This window comes from Lentihominibacter faecis (genome assembly GCF_014306095.1).
GTDB classification, from domain to species: domain Bacteria; phylum Bacillota; class Clostridia; order Peptostreptococcales; family Anaerovoracaceae; genus Lentihominibacter; species Lentihominibacter faecis.
Window position 1 is genome coordinate 1 of record NZ_JACRWC010000027.1, and the last position, 20,010, is coordinate 20,010.

Genomic DNA, 20,010 nt, shown 5'->3' on the forward strand with positions numbered 1-20,010 from the left:
TATACTTGTCATGCGGAAACCTCCAGTGTATGGTTTTGTGTGGTAACTTAACTTTAACACAGAATTGAAGTTTCCGCTTTTTCTTTATTTAGTTGTAACACATGTATTGTAATCCTACAGGATAGTTGCTTACTTTTCTGCTTCTCCCTTGTTTTCCGGGGGCGAAACAGGTATAATATAAGGATCGCATGAAAACATTGAAAGAGGTAGGAAAAATGGAAGATAAAGAAAAAGTAACACAGGATACGTCAGCGGGCTGCGGCTCAGGCTGTGGCGGTGATTCTGGCTGCGGCTCCAGCGGCGGCTGCGATTCCAACTGCGGAAGCTGCTCTCAGGCGGGAAGCTGTGGAAGCCAGCCTCAGAGTCTGCTGGCTGAAACCAACAGCTTTAACGACATCAAAAAGGTCATCGCAGTTGTCAGCGGCAAGGGTGGTGTCGGCAAATCCATGGTGACATCTCTCATGGCAGTTTCCATGAATCGCCTGGGCTACAAGACTGCGATCCTGGATGCAGATATCACGGGTCCGTCCATCCCGAAGGCGTTCGGCGTGACAGAAAAGGCTTCGGCTAATGAGCTGGGGATCTTCCCTCTGCGCACGAAGACGGACATCGGCACTATGTCTGTAAACAATCTGCTTGAAAATGACACTGATCCGGTCATCTGGAGAGGTCCTGTCATCGCAGGCACGGTAAAGCAGTTCTGGACTGATGTGCTGTGGGGCGAAGTGGATTATCTGTTCGTTGATATGCCGCCGGGAACCGGTGATGTTCCGCTTACGGTATTCCAGTCTCTGCCGGTTGACGGCATCATCGTGGTGACTTCTCCGCAGGAGCTGGTTTCTATGATCGTAGGCAAGGCCGTTCGCATGGCAGAAATGATGGACATTCCGGTGCTAGGTCTTGTGGAAAACATGTCGTATCTGACTTGCCCGGACTGTGGCAAGGAAATCGATGTGTTCGGCAAGAGCACGGTAGCTGATGTTGCGAAGGAATATGGCATCGATGTATTAGGCAGACTGCCGATCGATCCGAAGCTGGCAACAGCATGTGACAATGGCGAGATCGAAGACTTCGAAGGTCACTGGCTCGACGATGCAGTGAAGAAACTAGAAGTAGAATGAGGTTTTCCGGCACGATTTTCTACGAGATGCATTCTTTAATGCTGCAAAAACAGAAACTTTGACGTTTCGATGATGTCGAAGGTTTACTGGTTTGCTGACAGAGATCGAAAATGAAATACTAATTTGTGCAAAACAGGCACCGCAGGGGTTATGACCCTTGCAGCGCCTGTTTTTTTCTGCTTAATCAGCGTTTTTCTGCAACTTTTCAGAAAGAAAGAAGTGGCAGCTCAAAGGAATATGGAAGAATTTGGAGAATCGGTGAAGGCTTTCTGTTTTTGTAGTGAAAAAGGTTGATTTCTGCACATTGGTAATTTATGTTAATAAAAAGCCGTGTGCCTGGTTAATAGATGGCACACGCGAAAAAGCCGCACGCCTGGCTGGCGGGCCGGCGTGCACAGAGAAAAGGGGGAATGACCGTGCAGAACATCAAACGTTTCGTAGAACATGCGAAGATGGATCATGAGGAAAGGCTGCAGGATATCCGTATCCAGATGAAGAGCCTGCCGCCGGGCGATCTGATCTTCGCGCGAAAAAACCAGAAGTATTATTGTGTCCAGAAACTCAATGACCAGCGATTCGGCATCACGAGAGATCAGCAGCTGGTGCAGGGGCTGGCGCTGAAGCGGTATTTGCAGGAAGAGCGGGATGCTTTGCAGGATAATCTGAAAATCCTGGATAAAGTGTTGAAGGACTGCCAGAATACCAGCTTCGACGATATCATGCAAAGCCTCCCGCCGGGATTTCGGCAGCTGCCTCGTGAATATTATCGCTTCAAAAAGAAAAAGAAGAAGTACTGTAAGAATCCTTATTATCCGGAGCATTTGATCTACAAAACCAACGGCGGCGAACTGGTGCGCTCCAAATCGGAGCAGAGCATCGGAAACGCTCTGGAGGATTACGGGATCGAGTATACTTATGATGAGGGAATCATCGTCGGGACCCGTTGCTATTACGCGGATTTCGTCATCACCTGTCGCGACGGCACCCAGATCATCTGGGAGCATTTTGGACTCATCGATTCAGACAAAGACTATCGGGAGCACGCCCTGCAGCGGATGAAGGATTACCGGGAGCACGGCTGCTATCAGTGGAAAAACCTGATCTATACATTCGAAGAGGACGTTCGCAGCCTGGAAATCATCCGCCAGATCATCGAAGAATTCGTGCTGCCGCGATACTGGTAAGGGGTGGCGAAGGAGGCTGAAAATAGTAGATTAATTTGTGCGTTTACAATATATGAATAATAATTCCAGATGCTGTAACAAAAGTGTCATTTCACGCCGTATTTTTGCGTTTCGCACCAAAACGGATTAGGGGGGGTTAAATTGTGATAAGATACTCTAACAAAAGGGCGAGAGTTCTTTTTATGATTTATCACTTTACTTATCTTATTTTTTGAATCGTCAAAAGGAGTGCGTGTAACATGAAAGACTTTTGGAAACGAAAAAGAAACAAACGAATTGCCGCGTCGGCACTGGCCGTCGTCATGGCAGGATTCCTCGTATGGGGACTCTTCCCGTGGCAAGCGGCAGCAGCAAAAACCACAGTGGCGGATAACGTCACCATCAACAAATGGCATGAGACGCTGGATAACAGCACGAAGAACGTCGGCCGTATCTGGACGGACAAGTCCGTGTCAACAGGGAATGTGGAGTTGGTCGATAAAGCCGGACAGTCGGCAGAGATTAAAAAGAAAGATGGATCCGACTTCCTGGTAGGGTTGTCAGCATTATCCTCGACAGCGAAGATAATGGGACAGACAACAGTGCCACTCGATATCGTGCTGGTACTGGATGTGTCTGGAAGCATGGATGATCCCAGCGGGAGCTATCAGGAGGTTTATCAGCTGGATACGAGCAAATCATATTATATACTGCGCAGCGGAGAGTATACCGAAGTGTGGTACAGCAAGTCAGAGAAAAGCTGGTATTATTATAGTGGATTTTTGGGGTTTGACATAAAATATGTGACACCCAAAACCAGTGCAGACGATAGCAATCCATCACATGAACAGTTCTATTCATCCACAACAAAAATGAAAATGTTACAGGATGCAGTAAATGGTTTTATTGAACAGGCAGCAAAAAAAAATGACAAACTGTCGGATACGAACAAACAGAGCAGAATCTCTCTGGTGAAGTTCGTGGGGGAAAAGAAAAATACGGTCGGAAATGATACTTATAAAGACGGCGGTTATACATACAATTACACCCAGATCGTCAGTGGATATAAGGCCTATACTACTGCGGAGGGTGAATCTAATAGAACCGAATTACAAGAACTGGTAAATAAGCTTGAGCCTGCAGGTGCAACATCTGCTGATTATGCAATGGACCTTGCGAAGCAACTTGTAAGTCCTGAAACACCATCAAATAATAATGCTTTAAATCCACGTGAAAATGCAAAAAAGATTGTTATATTCTTTACTGATGGAGAGCCGAATCATGGATCCGGATTTAATGGCAAGGTGGCCGATGATGCAATAGGGATCGCTAAAGGGATAAAAGCCAAGGCCGATATCTACACCATTGGAGTCTTTGGTTCCGCGAATGCGTCTGATACTACAGGACCTTTCAACGCCTATATGCACGGCATGTCCAGCAACTATCCGAAGGCGACCGCATACAATAATCTAGGTGATCGTGCACCGGACAGTAACTTCTATAAAGCAGCGACGGATGCATCGACGTTAAACACTATCTTTGATGAAATTGCAGAGGATATCGTGGCAGATGCCCAATCTCCGACTCATGTGGATCAGGGAGAAAAGCCGAACGAAAGTGGATATATCACTTTTACGGATCAGCTGGGTGACTATATGCAGGTCGATGATATGAATACTCTGGTCTATGCAAATAAGATATACGATAACCCGAAGAAGACAGAAACTTCCACAGGTACAAAGAAAACGATATCCTACACCTATGAAGCGGAGATCCCGGATACCAATCATGTGTATCCAGAAGGAAATCTGAAGGATATCACGATCACGGTGGAACAGGCCGTGGGAGAAGGTTCTCTGCAGAAAGGAGATCTTGTTACCGTCAAGATTCCGGCGAATCTGATTCCGCTTCGGTACTATGAGATCACAAAAGGCGGGAACATGACCATCGATGAAACGTATCCGATGCGTCTCTTCTACGATGTCAGTCTGAAAGCTGACGCACAGAAGAAGATCGAAAATCCGGATGCAGCGATGCAGGCGTATATCGCAACAAACACGAACGGTGAAGGTCAGGTGCAGTTCTATAGCAACAAATATGAAGCGGGAGCAGATGACAAGCCAGAAACGATCGGCGCATATTCCCATTTCGTGCCGGCGACCACAAACGACTTCTACTATTTCCAGGAAGATGCACCTCTTTATACAGATAAAAACTGCACTGATCCAGCGACTTCAATAGACACTACTGGAGGAACGACTTATTATTATCAGCGCAATTACTACAAGCTGGAATCTGATGGTAAAGCAAAAAAGGAGACAAATACAGTAACAATCCCAGGAAACAGTGATATCCTGGTGGAAGGCTATGCAAAGAAAGACCTTAAGACAGGCAAATACTACATCCCTGCAGGCGCGCCGAGAACTACCAGTCTGTCCTACTTTACAGAAAACAAAGGAACAAATAAAACAGGAACTGCCTCCACTTTTATCAAACCGACATGGGATTATGGCACTGAAGGGAGTGGGGTTACCACATACCTGGGAAACAACGGTAAAATGACCTTAGACCTTCCGGGCGAACTGGACATCACAAAAACGGTAAAAAAGGCAGAAGGACATGAAGTGCCTGACAGCCTGAAAAATCAGGAATTCACCTATAAGCTGGAACTGACAGCGAAAGAAGGATCTCAGCTGAAAGAAAAATATACGGCACAGAAATATACCGGAACAACAGCTACAGGCAATGAATTCACCATAAAATCAGAAGACACCTTTACATTAAAAGATGGGCAGACTCTCAAGATCTATGGTCTGGAATCCGGAACCACCTATGCTGTAACGGAAACCAAAGCAGCACACTTTACAGGAACAGCCGCCGGAGATAACGCAGTTGTAAACACAGCCAACAACGGAGACGTAACGGCCACAGGAACCATCATCGGCAATCAGCAGACTGTCATAAACTATACCAACACATACAAAGCTGATCCGGGAACGCTTGACGGTTCTGCAAACCTTAAAGTGAAGAAGCAATTCCAGCTGGCGAATGGTGATTCTGCGTGGGATATGGAATACCTTAAAGACTCTCAGTTTACTTTCCTGCTGACCGCAAGCAGTAATACGCCGATGCCAAATGGGTATACAGAATCGGATGGAATCAAAACAGCAGAAGTGACAGTTTCTGACAAGAATAACATTACAAAAGCTTTCGGAGACATCACTTTCACGAAGCCTGGTACTTATGAGTATCAGATCACAGAAAAGGATCCTGGAGAAAACAGGAAGCCAGGGGTTTCTTATTCTAACGCAGTATATACGGTAACGGTAACGGTGACCGATGACAACGGAACGCTGAAGGCTGCTGCCGCGATGAAGAAAACGCATGATGACAGCGGAACGGAATTGGCTGCTGCGACCGTGGCGGCAGACAAGACTGCTACTTTCAAGAATGTGTATGATACTAATTCGGAATCTGTTAGTGTAAAAGCTACAAAAGTATTCGTTGATCATACGGGAAGCAGAACACTGAAAAACGGTGACTATAGATTTAAAATCACAGCGATCGATGGAGCTCCGCTATCAAACGGTGAAAGCTCTATAGTCGCAGAGAATGTTGGCAATGAAGTAACATTTACGAGCAAGACGTTTACGATTGCTGATGCACAGGGCGCAACGAAAGATAATCCAAAGAAATATGAATATACCCTGGAGGAAGTTCTTCCGCAAGGAGCAAATAACTACACCTTAAACGGCATCACTTATGACCCGGCGAAGTATACGATCCAGCTGAAGGTATACATTAAGAATGTGAAAGGTAAAGACACGGTAGTTGTAGACAGAACGTATCTGAATGATAAGGGAGCGGCTGTTGAAGTCCCGGTATTCCACAATTCCTATAAAGCAGATCCCGTGACACTGTCAGTTGATACTGATACTGCTCTCAGAGGTGACAAGACACTGACCGGCAGAGATATGCTGAGTGATGAAACTTTCGATTTTACGCTGACAGCAAGAGACGACAGCACGAAGAAAGCGCTTGAAGATAAGGTTGTTACCATCGCAAAGAACGGCGATAGAGCATCCGTATCTGGCGGAACGAACGGCGAGCCTGCAAGCTTCAACTTCGGCGATGTGACCTTTACAAAAGAAGGCACCTATACCTTCGACATAAAGGAGACCGTACCGAATCCGATGGCTGGCGGTGTGACTTATGACCAGCACACGACGAAAGCTACTGTAGTCGTAAAGGACGATGCAGAGCATCCGGGCAAGCTGAAAGCAAGTGTGACTTACGATAACGGAACCGTTTCTGATGCAACGGATAAGGCGGTTTTCCAGAACACCTATGAAGCTTCCTTTGCATACGAAACTACAGGCGGTCTGCTGGTAGAAAAAGTGCTGAATGGCAGAACCATGCAGGCAGGAGAATTCAACTTTACAATTACACCGCAGGATGGTGCACCGGGCGTTTCTGAAGCAGATGCATCCTTCAACAATCCGCAGCAGAGGGCATCCGGTGTGCCAGACAGCATGCAGAAGCTGCTGGGACTGGCATTCACTCAGAACGATGCAGGTAAAACTTACAAGTATATCGTAAAGGAGACCTCTGGCAGTGCGGCAGGTGTGACGTATGATACGACCCGTTTCTTGGTTGCTATCCAGGTGATGGACAACGGTGACGGAACGATGTATGCGATAACGACTATCACGCCGCAGACGAAAAACGATGATGGCAGTTATACAGACGGCACAGCGACTGTGTTCAACAGTAAAGAGAATCCGAACGAAAAACCATCACTGCGTTTCACCAATACATACGAAGCTGGTGCTGCAGATCCGGTAGATATCACAACTGGATTCAATAAAGTCCTGAAGGGACGCAGCTAGAATGATAACGATAGCTTTACATTCACTATAGCGAATACGCAGAAGCCAGAAAGCGTAGAAGCGGCTCCAATGCCGAAGGAAACTACAGTAACGGTTAAGAAAGCTGATGTAAAAGACGGAAAGGCTCCGGTCGACTTCGGTAGCATCACATTCGCTAAAGCAGGGGTATATAAATATACGGTAACAGAAACTGCTCCGGATCCTGCAGGTGCAGGAATGGTCTACGATACGGCTCCGAGAACCATCACGGTAACGGTTACAGATGACGGCTCCGGTAAGCTGAAAGCAGCTGTGACCAGTGTAGAAGGAAGCAAGACGTTTACTAATGAATATAAGACAGCTGATCTGCCACTGGATACAGCGTGCAGCGTCCGTGTCACCAAGGTTCTTAACGGACACGATATGGCGAATGATCAGTTCGAGTTCAGCATCAAAGCAAAGGATAAAGATTCTGCAGAAAAGCTGAGGATCGACGAAAACGATGGTGCAACCTTTGGAAGCACGGCAGCGCCTGACGGCGAAGTAGTAACGCTGCTCGATTCGTTGAATATGACGCTGACCCAGTCAGACATCGGAAAAACCTACAGCTACACCTTTGCAGAAACAAAGGGAAATGCAAAAGGATATACCTATGATGAGAACCAGTATAAGCTGGAGATAACCACTCACGACACAGGTGATGGAACACTGACAGCAACTGTTGTCCTTACCAATACGAAGACTGGAACCGAAGTTTTCAATAAGACTGTAAGTGCAGCAGAACCTGCCCTTGGAGAGAAGGGAATTACCATCCCGTTCGTCAATCGTTACGATGGCTCCACAGATGTGTCCGGCGGAACGAAAGCAACCATCAGTGCCGACAAGACTCTGAACGGTCGAAACCTGAAAGATGGAGAGTTCACCTTTAAGCTGGCAACTCGCCCAACTACAGGTAACGGAACTGTTCTGCAGACGAAGACAAATAACGCTGACGGAACGATCCCATTCGATGCCCTCAGCTACAGGACTTCTGACAAGGTAGCGGGCAGCGGCACGATTCTGAGCAAAGCTGTTCAGGATGGTTATGCAGTCAAATCCACCAATAACGATGGGGAAACAGTTTACACCCTCAGTTACAGAGTCTCCGAAACGAAGGGGAATCTGGGAGGCGTATCCTACACGGATACCACCTTTGATTTCAACGTGATCGTAACCGATAACGGCGACGGCACGCTGAAGGCAGTAACACAATATCCGCAGGGTACGGATAAGTTTGAATTTATCAACACATACTCCACCGGAGAACCGATCCCGATGGACATCAAGGGCAGCAAGGTCCTGAATCATGCAGAAGGTCTGACACCGAATGATATCGCAGGCAAGTTCACTTTCACTCTGGAAGCTGTGACGCAGGATGCCCCGATGCCTGATAAAACAACGGTGAAGAACGATGCAGCTGGAAATGTTGATTTTGGCAATATCAAATTTGACCTTGATCTGCTGAAGGGCGAGACCCCTGAAAAAGATGGATCCAGATCAAAGACCTTCGAATACAAGGTGACAGAATCCGGCTCCGCAGCAGGTGTGACCAACGATACTGATAAGACGAAGACTTTCAAGATCACTCTGAAAGATGACGGAAACGGCCACCTGACAGCGACATGCGATCCAAAGGAAGGTCCGAAGTTCACATTTACCAATACTTACAGTGTTGGAGAACTGCCATCCAGCATAACCGACCAGATCAAGATCGATAAGCAGCTGACAGGCAGAGATCTGAAGAAGGGCGAATTCACATTTGAACTTCTTGAGGATGGCGAGGTCATTGATACAGGCAGCAATGATGCCGGCGGTAACGTGACATTTGACAAGATCACATACACTCAGCCGGGACAGCACACCTATACGGTACGTGAAGTCAATAACGACCTTGGAGGAGTGACCTACGATGATCAGGCGTATACTGTTTATACACAGATCATCGATCAGGGCAACGGCAAGCTGAAGGCCGAACATCAGGCTGTCGTTCAGATGGACAATGAATTTGCTCCAATAGAAGGTAACAAGATCACCTTCAACAACAAGTATGAAGCTAAGGGTACGACGGCCTCCATCGGTGCGGTAAAACGCCTGACAGGCAAAGACCTGAAGGACGGTCAGTTCACCTTCCAGCTGAAAGATGAAAACGGCAAGGTCATCGATGAAGCCAAGAACGACAAGGCAGGAGCGATCGCCTTCAAAGCTCTCGAATTCGATAAGGCAGGTACGTATAAGTACACGATTTCCGAAGTCAATGACAAGCAAAAGGAAATCAAATACGATACCAGTGAAAAGGCCGTTACGATCACTGTAAAGGACAGCGGCGACGGTTATCTGCAGGCTCAGGTAGAATCTGAGAAGCAGCTGATTTTCACAAACACCTTTGAAGCGGCAGGCGGATCTGGCACAAAGACCGGAGACAATATGAATCTTGTACTCCCGATCATGATGATGCTGACAGCAGCTGCAATAGGAAGTGTACTTCTGCTTCGACGCAAGTATCACAGATAAATAAGATAAGGTAATGCAAAAGACGCCCGGGCTCCCGCCCAGGCGTCTTTTGCATGGCTAACAAAGGGCTGCTCAAAGTTTCTTAGGGTTTACCCAAAGTTTCCTGGAACCTGGAACTGGGGGCCGACCTGATTGGAGCTGCTTCGACGGTCGATTCATCCTTACAGGGCTTAATTCTCGAAATAAGGATGAAACCGGGTAAAATCGACCTGCGCTTTAAGAGCTTTCATCTTTAAACTTGCGGTGCTGGACAATAGGGATGAAAATCCGCCTAAATTCTGGTAAATTTTCATCCCAATGCCGGCAACGCTAAGCTATGGATTCATCATCCCTATCTCCTCGACCCTAACCCTAAAGACGTTTATCACGCTGATTTCATCCCTATATCCCACGGGTATAGGGCTAGTGGGATGAAGTTCTAGCGTGTTATCTGTTTTACAAGTAGAATGGTTCACTCGAATGGAAATATTTTAAAGGGTTTCATCCTTCATCACAATGAGCCTGGCGTTGCAGGATGAAATCCTGAGGTGGACATCGAAGGAAGCCTCTGAAAATCCCTGGCAGAGTGCTTTTTTAATTCATTTTCATCCTGTGAGCCTCGCTGTGAGGGAGTCCGAGGATGAAATCAGCATGACGTAATAACTCGCTTCATGGATTTGCTCGGCTATCGCTAAGATCAGCGAATAAAATTCTGCAAACATCGCCAAAAGGAAAAAAATGACAGAAAATCACTCCAGACGCTTGACATATATTACCATGTGGAGTAGTATATCCCCACCAGGTAGTGGTATGCATGTTTACAGTGAAATTTTAGCCTACGCCGTCAATGTAATATGCGGAACGCTATGATATAATAAAATCAGAAGGGAGGCGATGGGATGCTGACAAACGAAGATTTCAACAGGTTATCAAATATGCTGGATCAGAAACTAGAGAAGACGCTGGATCGGAAGCTGGATGAGAAACTGGGGGAGACGCTGGATCATAAACTAGAGAAGACGCTGGATCGGAAGCTGGATGAGAAATTGGGGGAGACGCTAGATCAAAAACTGGACCAGAAACTTGACGAAAAGCTGGACGAAAAACTGGGTTATATGATGCAGGCGATCGATCAGAAATTTGATGCCCAGGCCAAGATGTTCGATGCGAAATTGGGACTCTTAGAATATAATTTCAAGGAAGAGATTCGCAAGGTCAATGTAAGAATCGACATGCTGGATGAAAAACTGACCAATAAGATCGAAGAGGTCGATGCACGGTTATCAGCCAGAATGGATAAACTTGATTCGCGGATGGACGGCCTGGAGTCCAGAATGGATAGACTTGAAAACCGAATGGATAAACTTGATTCGCGGATGGACGGCCTGGAGTCCAGAATGGATAAACTTGAAAACCGGATGGATAAACTTGATTCGCGGATGGACGGCCTGGAGTCCAGAATGGATAAACTTGAAAATCGGATGGATAAACTTGATTCACGGATGGACAGCCTGGAGTCCGGAATGGACAAACTTGAAAAACGAGTGGACAATATGGATGGGAGATTTTCAACGAGACTTGACAACATTGAGGGCAAGGTGACTTCAATGGATCGCACGATCAGGCACGATATCGTCCCGCAGCTTGCCACCGTGAGTTCTATCTGTGCAGAAGCGATGGAGAAATACATAAAAACTGCAGATAAAATAGAATACGTTCAGGCTGACGTAGAGATGTTAAAAAGGGTGACCGCAGACCACCACGAACAGCTCAAAAAGCTCAATAAATCTAAACAATAAACGATTATGAAATAAAGAAAGCTGCATTTTGAGACTAGATTTTACAAAATGCAGCTTTTTACTAACCCCTACAGCTTCGCCCGCGTCAGAGCAGCCGTTTTCTTGACGATCGACCGGATCACATTGATCACCGCCCCGATCACCAGAAGACCGGCCGCGATCGCACCGGCCATCAGAAGCGTCTGACTGCCGACCTTTGCAGCATCCCCAAGTTCACTGCTGAGCAGAGCCTCCATCGTATAGTAGATGTTATACCCCGGCACTAGAGAAATCATCCCCGGAATGATAAAGATCGTCGCGGCTTCTTTAAAGAGCCGGGAGCAGATGTCGCTGAGCAATCCCACCAGGCAGGCGGCAATAAAACAGCCGACTACAGCGGAAGCATTATAATACAGGCAGATCTGATAGCAGGACCAGGCCAGCCCTCCGATGATCATGCAGACCGGAAAATGTTTTAACGGGACGCGGAAGATGATCGCAAACCCGCAGGTGGCAAACAATGCATAAATAAACTGCAGTAAAAGATCACTCATCCGAACACACCCCCGATCACGCTCCAAAGCTTCAGGACGACGCCGGCACCGGCGGCCAGCGCAACGGCGATCAGGAATGCCTCCATCATGCGGCAGATCCCTGAAAGCATGCTGCCCGACAGAAAGTCACGGATCGCGTTGGTGATCGCCACACCCGGAACGAAGATCATCAGTGTGCCGATGATCACCGGCTGATAAGCCGCCGCATCGATCCACGACGAGGCGACCAGTGCTAAAAACGCTGCTCCCGCGCAGCTGCAGAAACAACGAACAAAGAAATTGATATCGAATTTACCCAGAAAACGGGAAAAAGCATACGCGAACATACCCACCACGAAAGCAACGCAGAAATCCACCGGTGCCCCGCCGAAAATCAGGCTGAAAAAAGAAGCGACCAGAGCCGCGCCCAGCAGCCGGAGCGGGATCGGATAAGGCTTTGTCTCATCGATCTCCTTCAGTTGTTTCATCGCGTCATCCACCGAAAGATCCGTAGTCGTGAACTCCCGGGAGAAATGATTGATCTTGGAGATCTTGTTCAGATCGGTCTCGATCCCGTCAATCCTCTTAACGTAAGTCAGCGGGTCGTCATCCTCCCCGCCGTTATCCAGAGACACAAAAATCCCTGTTGGCGTAGCGAAAATCTCCACATGATCCATGCGGCAGGCTTTGCAGATCCGCGTGATCGTATCCTCCACACGGTAGACCTCCGCCCCGTTTTTCATCATGATCTCACCGGCATAGATCGCCAGGATCAGGACTTTTTTCTGAAATATATTAACCATCAGTTCTCCTCTATATCATACAAACCATGTATTCTATGCATCTTCTACCGCCATTATAACGCAGATTCCTGAAAAATACACAAAAATACAAAGAATTCTCGCCGATTTTTCCGGCCGTTCCCTTGACCATCTGCCACACAGATTGTATAATTGTATACTGAAATACAATTTTCCGAGGAGGGTACACATATGGGAAAAACACTTGCTTATAAGATCTTAGAAAACCATCTGGTAGAAGGCACCCTGGCTCCGGGCGAAGCGATCACCATCAAGATCGATCAGACCCTGACGCAGGACTCTACCGGTACTATGGTATATCTGCAGCTGGAAGCGATGGAAGTCGATAAAGTCAAGACAGAGCTTTCCGTTGCATACATAGACCACAACACTTTGCAGACGGGCTTCGAAAACGCCGATGACCACGAATTCATCAAGAGCGTTGCCAGAAGACACGGCGTGCTGTTCTCCAAGCCGGGCAACGGCATCTGCCACCAGCTTCAGCTGGAAAACTACGGTAAACCGGGCAAGACTCTGCTGGGCTCCGACAGCCACACTCCAACAGGCGGCGGTCTGGGCATGATCGCTATCGGTGCAGGCGGTCTGGACGTAGCAGTTGCAATGGCCAAGGGCACTTACAGTCTGACGGCGCCGAAGGTTGTCAAGGTAGAACTGAAGGGAGCCCTGAAGCCATGGGTTTCTGCAAAGGACGTTATCCTCTACGTTCTGCAGCAGCTGACTGTAAAGGGCGGCGTAGGCAAGATCATAGAATACACCGGTGAAGGCGTGAAGAGCCTTTCCGTAACCGACAGAGCGACTATCACAAATATGGGCGCGGAACTGGGCGCGACCACATCGGTATTCCCAAGTGACGAAAACACACGGCTCTATCTCAAGGAAGAAGGAAGAGAAGAAGACTATACCCCTCTGGCAGCGGATCCGGATGCAGTTTATGACGAAGAACTGATCGTGGATCTGGATCAGCTGACACCGCTGGCAGCGATGCCGCACAGCCCGGACAACGTGGACAGCGTAAGCAACATCGGCGAGATCAAGGTGGATCAGGTAGCCATCGGAAGCTGCACGAACTCCTCCTATATGGATCTGATGAAAGTCGCTGCTATCCTCAAGGGCAAGAAGGTGCATCCGGATGTCAGCCTGGTGATCTCACCGGGATCCAGCAAGATCATGTCCAAGATGGCTCAGAACGGTGCACTGGCTGATATCATCAACGCCGGAGCACGTGTCATCGAAAACGCATGCGGACCATGCATCGGCATGGGACAGTCCCCGAAATCCGGAGCCGTTTCCCTGCGTACATTTAACAGAAACTTCAAGGGCAGAAGCGGAACGCTGGATGCGCAGGTGTTCCTTGTAAGCCCTGAAACTGCAGCGCTTTCCGCTATCAAAGGTGTGCTGACCGACGGCATGACCAGCGGTGAAGAACTGCCGAAGATCCCGGAAACAGATTTTGTGCCAAACGATAACTTTGTCGTATATCCGGAAGGCTGCAATAAAGACAATACAGAAGTGGCTATGGGACCGAACATCAAACCGTTCCCTAGAAACACCGCTCTGCCTGAAAAGGTAGAAGCCAAGGTGGTTCTCCACGCAGGCGACAACATTACCACAGACGATATCATGCCGTCAGATTCCAGACTGCTGCCGTATCGTTCCAACATTCCGCACCTTTCCAACTACTGCTTCGAAAAGATCGATGCAGGATTCTCCGCTCGCTGCAAAGAAGCCGGCAAGTGCGCTATCGTTGGCGGTGAAAACTACGGACAGGGAAGCAGCCGTGAGCATGCAGCATTAGCACCGCTGTACCTGGGCGTGAAGTTCGTGCTGGCCAAATCCTTTGCACGAATCCACAGATCCAACCTGATCAACAGCGGGATCCTGCCTCTGGTATTCGAAAATCCGGCGGACTACGACACCTTCGAACTGGGCGATGAGCTGGTGATCGAAAACGCACCGCAGCAGGTAACTCAGGATACTATCGAAGTAAAGAACCTGACGAAGGACCTGGTATACAAGACGAAGCCGAACTTCTCTGATCTGGAACAGACCATGATCTTAAAGGGCGGCAAGATCAACGCGATCAAGGACAACTAAATTTTGAATCTGCAAAGGACGGAAGCCGGGAATCTCTGTGCTTCCGTCCTGTATCATACTTATGGGAGGACGACTATGACATATACAGAACATTTCCAGAAAATCGTGGAAGACCAGCTGGCGAGAGTAGAAAAACTCAAGAATTCCAGCCCGGTTCCCGATTTTGCTGCAAAAGAAAAAATCATCATCGGAACGATCGATGGCGACGGCATCGGTCCGGTGATCATGGATTCCTGCCGCGCGATCCTGGAAAAACTGCTGGCAGATGATATCGCTTCCGGCAAGATCGAACTGAGAAAAATCGAAGGACTGACCATCGAAAACCGTATCGCCAAGATGGAAACGGTGCCTGCTGATGTGCTGGCAGCCATCAAAGAATGTGATCTGCTGCTGAAAGGCCCAACGACAACACCAGGCAAAGGCGACAATCTGCCTAACATCGAGAGTGCCAATGTAACTCTCAGGAGAGAACTGGATCTCTTCGCCAATGTAAGGCCTGTTGTGATCCCGGAAAAAAATATCGACTGGATCTTTTACAGAGAAAATACAGAAGGCGAGTATGCACTGGGAAGCCGCGGCGTAGAGATCAATGACGATATCTCCATCGACTTCAAGGTGACGACGACGATCGGAACGACCAGACTGGCGAAAGCCGCTTTTGAATATGCGAAAAACAACGGAAACAAGAATGTTTCCATCGTGACCAAGGCGAATATCATGAAGAAAACTGACGGTAAATTCCTCAGCCTCTGCTACGATGTTGCCAAGGATTACCCGCAGATCAAGACCGACGACTGGTATGTAGATATCATGGCAGCCAACCTGGTTAACGATCAGATCAACAGCAATTTCAACGTATTCATCCTGCCGAATCTGTATGGCGATATCATTACCGATGAAGCGGCACAGCTGCAGGGCGGCGTAGGAACTGCCGGAAGTGCCAATATCGGTGGCAGATACGCTATGTTTGAGGCGATTCATGGATCCGCACCTCGTATGGTGGAAGATGGTATTGCGGAATACGCCAACCCGGCCAGCATCAACCGTGCGGCTGTTATGATGCTGCGTCACATCGGATTCACAGACCAGGCTGCAGCTCTGGAAAAAGTCCTGGATGAAGCACAGGATGCCCTCAGCCTTCCGGGCGACGGGACCGGCAACACAGCAGAAGACTTCACCGAATTCGTGCTGCAGAGGATCTGATCATGGTAACGTATAAATTCCCCGGGGATAAGGAAAAAAACGGCGGACCGATTTCCAATTCCCTTCTTTCCAAGCTGCAGAAAGATATATTAACGGGGAAACTGAAAGCCGGTCAGAAGCTGACCGAACAGGAACTCTGCAGGGAATACGAAGTCAGCAGGACTCCGGTACGTGAAGCTCTGCGTCAGCTGGAAACTGACGGCCTTGTGGAAAATATCTTAAACCGCGGAGCCTTCGTGATCGGCATGAGCGAGCAGGACTATGAGGACATGTTTGAGATGCGAAAGATCTATGAGATCCAGGCGGTCAAGTGGGCGATCGAGCGGATCACAGAAGAAGAAATGGACCGGCTGGAAGAGACCTTTGAGTTTATGGAATTCTACACTCTGCGAAAGGACATCGACAAGATGCTGACCATCAACACCGGATTTCATCAGGTCATTTACGAAGCGTCCCATAACCGAATGCTTCGCAAATTGCTGTCCTCGTACCAGAGCTTTCTCAAGTACAAGGGTGCTGAAGCGGTTTATGAAGACGATTATCTTCAGACCGTTCTCGAAGAACATCGCGACATCTTTAAAGCCTTCAAGGACAAAGACGTCAAAGCCGGCGCTCTGGCAATGGAGAATCACATCGATCGTGCAAAGGAGCGGCGCTGCGGACTATAGGCGTGCCAGCCGTTTCGGCGCTGCGGAGTTTAGGTGTACCAGCCGTTTCAGCGCGTCCACCGACACGTTTTTATGATTTTGCAGACTGCTTTCTTGTAAAAATCATAATGATCGCAGACTAGCGTTCTGCAAAGAGCGCTTCAACGGCGCTTCTCTGCAAAACGCTTCATCCCGAGTGGCAGACGATTACAATATCATAACAAAAAAGAGCTGATAGCCCTGGTGATTCCCAATGATGAGTCTCCAGGGCTTCTTTTTTGTGAAAAATCTTGCGGGCGAAAGGCTGTAATCGTGAACACTATGATTTGCAAGTGTGAAATCCCCTCAAAAGTTGAATTGCAAAATTTAACTAATTTGACTGCAATTCGCAGAACTCTGCCTTTCTGGTACAAAATGACTAGGTTGGATCAGATCGGATCGCCAGTTGCTCTGGCTTGGATCACCTGTAATCTGTTTCAGTCACTTTAACCTTCTTACAGGCATGGAACTGACTGAAAACAAGCTGCAGCAGCATTGCGGTAATGACTTCCCAAAAGTGTGAAGCAATAAAATCCGGCCACTCCATTTTATTTTCAGTCAATCTGGTGGGCTCAGCACTGAAAAACTGACTGAAACAGCTCAGGGAAGACTTCCTCGCACACAATTCCCATAACTCCTGTAAACACATTTCAGTCAGTTCCGGCATTGCATACAGAGCAAACTGACTGAAATCGTTTTTTATAGTACAATGTAAAAATTGACTAAAAAGCGCGAAATAACAGTAAAAAAGCGCGGATCTCTATTGAACGATACAGAGGGGGGTGATAAAATAGGAGAAGCGTCGATTGGGAGAGAGATTAAATCGGATAATGCTTTGGAAATATGGAGGAGATATTATGAAGAAGCGAATACTGAGTCTGCTTATGACGTTTTGCGTAGCGGTATGTTTCGTACCAACGCTGGCATTTGCGAACGAGGCACCGACACAGACGGTGGTAACGATTGATGTGGGCGGAAAAAATGTGGATACTACAGAGTATAAGATCGATGATACCCGCATTATCCTAAGGTCTAGAGATTCGGTTTTATATGAGCTTACAGGAACAACGGATAAAAAGATAAGTGTCTGGGGCAGTAATAATGCCGCTGATATCGACCAGGCCTTTTACATTAAACTGAACACTGTCACTGTAAATGGTGGAATTGAAGTTGTGAACAGTCCGGTCAAGATGGTGATTGATGTTCCAAAAGGAACAACCAATAATATCAATAGAGTTAGTGCTAATGATTTAACCATTAAAGGTAGTGGTATTTTAAATGCTTCTTATTTTGATGTAACACAGAAAACCAAAACCAGCTATATGCCAAGTGCACTGCATATTACGGATACGACGATTAACGTAAAATGCAAAAAAAATAGATCGTGTGAATTTAATGGACCATGTGTGCTGGATGGATCGGCAAATGTAACATATGTCGGAGGAGGCAGTTATGCTCCGTTACAGGTTGGAGTAAAAGCTGACGATACCACACATTCTCTAACCTTAAAAGATAATGCAAAGCTTTATTGCTTACAGGATAATATGGGAACGCCAGCATCGTATTCCGTAAGCGGATTAGAGTTATTTAATGGGGCTACTTTAAAGGTAGAGGGAAATAGTTATCTGGAAGCGCAAGGAAAAGATTCTTCAGGAAGCTATTTAGGAAGTGCGATTGCTTCTGAGAATGATATTATAGTGGAAGACAATGCTACGATCAACGCTAACGCTTATGGTGTTGCAATCAACACTTGGGGGAATGTGAAAGCAACAGGCGGAAAAATCATTGCTAAAAGTTCCCGTTCAAATGGTATTTTTGCAGAGCAGAATATTGAAATCAAAAATGTAGAAGCCGAAGTGGAAGGTTACCATCCCGCGCTTTATGGAAAGGGAGGTGTTTCCGTTGAAAACAGCAAAGTGACTGCAGAGGCTGATGATGTAGCCATTTATTCTCCGGCCAAAGTAACTATCACAAACAGTATTATCAAGGCAACTAGTCCGGATAATTATGACGGTATTCGTGGAAATACTGGCACTAAAATTTCAGGCTCTTGGATCGAAACTTCCGGCGATGAGACCTTTGCTGATGAACCTAATCCCATCACCAACAGTGTCCTCTTCAATGGAAACAACGGTAAGACCATTGGCAATCCCCAGATTCCGGGTGATGTGACTGTAGGAAAAGACATGACTCTGGATATTGCCAAGGATACATCCATCACAGTTCCGGATAAAAAGACCTTCACCAACCATGGTAAAATCGATGTGAAGGGCACTTTCACTAAGGAAGAGGGCGGAACTGTTATCTGTGACAGTCACTCTGGCGGCACAGCTACTTGCGTGAAGAAAGCGACATGTGATGTATGCCAGGCAGAGTACGGCGACATTGACTTTAACAACCACGAAGGACTGAAGTACGTGGAAGCCAAGGCAGCGACGAAAGAGCAGGAAGGCAACATCGAATACTGGTACTGCGAAGACTGCGGCAAGTATTTTGCAGATAAAGGGGGCGAAAAGGAAATCGCACAGGCAGATACCGTGATCGCAAAACTTCCAGCTGACCCGGCGGCAGATAAGAACAAAGATCAGAATGCAGGGGATAAGAAAAACGATGCCTCCGCAGCTACCGGAGACGACAGTAACCTCGCTCTCTGGGCGGCACTGCTTCTGCTCAGCGGATGCGCAGCAGGCGGTACAGTTCTTTACAGAAGAAAGCAGAACTAATTCTGTCATAGAAAAAACTTAAAAATGTAAAATAGAAGGAGCTTTCCCATTGGATTTCGCAGATCACTACTGCAATCCCGATGAGGAAAGCTCCCTTTTATTATAGGGCAATCAAGGTTTTTTAGGATTTGTCTAAAGTTCTTTATGTGAAATCGACTAGATTGTATTAAGTCTGCTCATTAGCAGCTTGATTGGCAGCTCTTGCTTATAACACTTTATGAAGCACGAATTCATTCGTAACAACATGATGATATTTTTTAGCCACAGGTGTTACAAAAAAAGATTGACCACAACACCCTCTTAGTTTATAAAAACTGACTGAAAACAGAAGGAAAGTATGAAGTCCAATCATTGGGATCTTTATGGCTTGGGCCACCCGCACTCCGTTTCAGTTACTTTAACTCGCTTATAGATATAGGACTGACTGAAACAAGGTTACAAGAACATCGCAGCGACTTTATCCCAAGTGAAAGAAGCAAGACAATCCTGTC

General features: G+C 47.2%; 11 protein-coding genes and 1 pseudogene. 10 read left to right on the forward strand and 2 right to left on the reverse strand.

All coding sequences use genetic code 11. From position 1 onward, the window contains the following. Positions 1-215: 215 nt before the first annotated feature. The 6 genes and pseudogenes from H8876_RS01360 (at position 216) to H8876_RS01380 (ending at position 11,480) form a co-directional block, all read left to right on the forward strand. Positions 216-1,121, forward strand: a complete 906-nt coding sequence (locus H8876_RS01360; protein ID WP_346727820.1) for an Mrp/NBP35 family ATP-binding protein — start codon at positions 216-218, stop codon at positions 1,119-1,121. Between the two features lie 416 nt (positions 1,122-1,537). Further along, positions 1,538-2,305 (forward strand): hypothetical protein, encoded by a 768-nt coding sequence (locus H8876_RS01365; RefSeq protein ID WP_249286226.1) that lies wholly within the window; start codon positions 1,538-1,540, stop codon positions 2,303-2,305. A 239-nt stretch (positions 2,306-2,544) separates the two neighbouring features. Then, positions 2,545-7,173: a Spy0128 family protein gene (locus H8876_RS01370; RefSeq protein WP_249286227.1), complete on the forward strand. Its 4,629-nt coding sequence runs from the start codon at positions 2,545-2,547 to the stop codon at positions 7,171-7,173. 15 nt (positions 7,174-7,188) lie between these two features. Continuing rightward, a pseudogene (locus H8876_RS10200) lies at positions 7,189-9,231 on the forward strand (Spy0128 family protein); the annotation flags it as partial. 33 nt (positions 9,232-9,264) lie between these two features. Then, positions 9,265-9,702 carry a Spy0128 family protein gene (locus tag H8876_RS10205; RefSeq protein WP_346727821.1) on the forward strand — a complete coding sequence of 146 codons (438 nt, stop codon included), beginning with the start codon at positions 9,265-9,267 and terminating at the stop codon, positions 9,700-9,702. Positions 9,703-10,580: 878 nt separating this feature from the next. Beyond that, a complete protein-coding gene (locus H8876_RS01380) occupies positions 10,581-11,480 on the forward strand; it encodes a coiled-coil domain-containing protein (RefSeq protein ID WP_249286228.1) in 900 nt (299 codons plus the stop codon). 68 nt (positions 11,481-11,548) lie between these two features. Here H8876_RS01380 and H8876_RS01385 read toward each other — a convergent pair whose 3' ends face one another. After that, complete coding sequence (locus H8876_RS01385; protein WP_249286229.1) at positions 11,549-12,013, reverse strand: threonine/serine exporter family protein; 465 nt, start codon at positions 12,011-12,013, stop codon at positions 11,549-11,551. Next, complete coding sequence (locus H8876_RS01390) at positions 12,010-12,795, reverse strand: threonine/serine exporter family protein (RefSeq protein WP_177265121.1); 786 nt, start codon at positions 12,793-12,795, stop codon at positions 12,010-12,012. Before H8876_RS01390 ends, H8876_RS01385 begins: the two co-directional genes overlap by 4 nt. A gap of 189 nt (positions 12,796-12,984) precedes the next feature. Here H8876_RS01390 and H8876_RS01395 point away from each other — a divergent pair, with 189 nt between their 5' ends. The 4 genes from H8876_RS01395 (at position 12,985) to H8876_RS01410 (ending at position 19,519) form a co-directional block, all read left to right on the forward strand. Then, positions 12,985-14,907, forward strand: a complete 1,923-nt coding sequence (locus H8876_RS01395) for an aconitate hydratase (RefSeq protein ID WP_249286230.1) — start codon at positions 12,985-12,987, stop codon at positions 14,905-14,907. 75 nt (positions 14,908-14,982) lie between these two features. Beyond that, the gene (locus H8876_RS01400) at positions 14,983-16,110 is read left to right on the forward strand and encodes an isocitrate/isopropylmalate family dehydrogenase (RefSeq protein WP_249286231.1); all 1,128 of its coding nucleotides are present in this window, start codon (positions 14,983-14,985) and stop codon (positions 16,108-16,110) included. 2 nt (positions 16,111-16,112) lie between these two features. Continuing rightward, a complete protein-coding gene (locus tag H8876_RS01405; RefSeq protein WP_177264686.1) occupies positions 16,113-16,778 on the forward strand; it encodes a GntR family transcriptional regulator in 666 nt (221 codons plus the stop codon). 875 nt (positions 16,779-17,653) lie between these two features. Next, a complete protein-coding gene (locus tag H8876_RS01410; protein ID WP_249286232.1) occupies positions 17,654-19,519 on the forward strand; it encodes a hypothetical protein in 1,866 nt (621 codons plus the stop codon). Positions 19,520-20,010: the final 491 nt, after the last annotated feature.

Bases quoted from the DNA above. Each gene is read 5' to 3' on its own strand.
- H8876_RS01380 (WP_249286228.1), top strand. From the start codon at position 10,581: ATGCTGACAAACGAAGATTTCAACAGGTTATCAAATATGCTGGATCAG.
- H8876_RS01410 (WP_249286232.1), top strand. From the start codon at position 17,654: ATGAAGAAGCGAATACTGAGTCTGCTTATGACGTTTTGCGTAGCGGTA.
- H8876_RS01360 (WP_346727820.1), top strand. From the start codon at position 216: ATGGAAGATAAAGAAAAAGTAACACAGGATACGTCAGCGGGCTGCGGC.
- H8876_RS01370 (WP_249286227.1), top strand. From the start codon at position 2,545: ATGAAAGACTTTTGGAAACGAAAAAGAAACAAACGAATTGCCGCGTCG.
- H8876_RS01385 (WP_249286229.1), bottom strand. From the start codon at position 12,013: ATGAGTGATCTTTTACTGCAGTTTATTTATGCATTGTTTGCCACCTGC.
- H8876_RS01405 (WP_177264686.1), top strand. From the start codon at position 16,113: ATGGTAACGTATAAATTCCCCGGGGATAAGGAAAAAAACGGCGGACCG.
- H8876_RS01400 (WP_249286231.1), top strand. From the start codon at position 14,983: ATGACATATACAGAACATTTCCAGAAAATCGTGGAAGACCAGCTGGCG.
- H8876_RS01395 (WP_249286230.1), top strand. From the start codon at position 12,985: ATGGGAAAAACACTTGCTTATAAGATCTTAGAAAACCATCTGGTAGAA.
- H8876_RS01390 (WP_177265121.1), bottom strand. From the start codon at position 12,795: ATGGTTAATATATTTCAGAAAAAAGTCCTGATCCTGGCGATCTATGCC.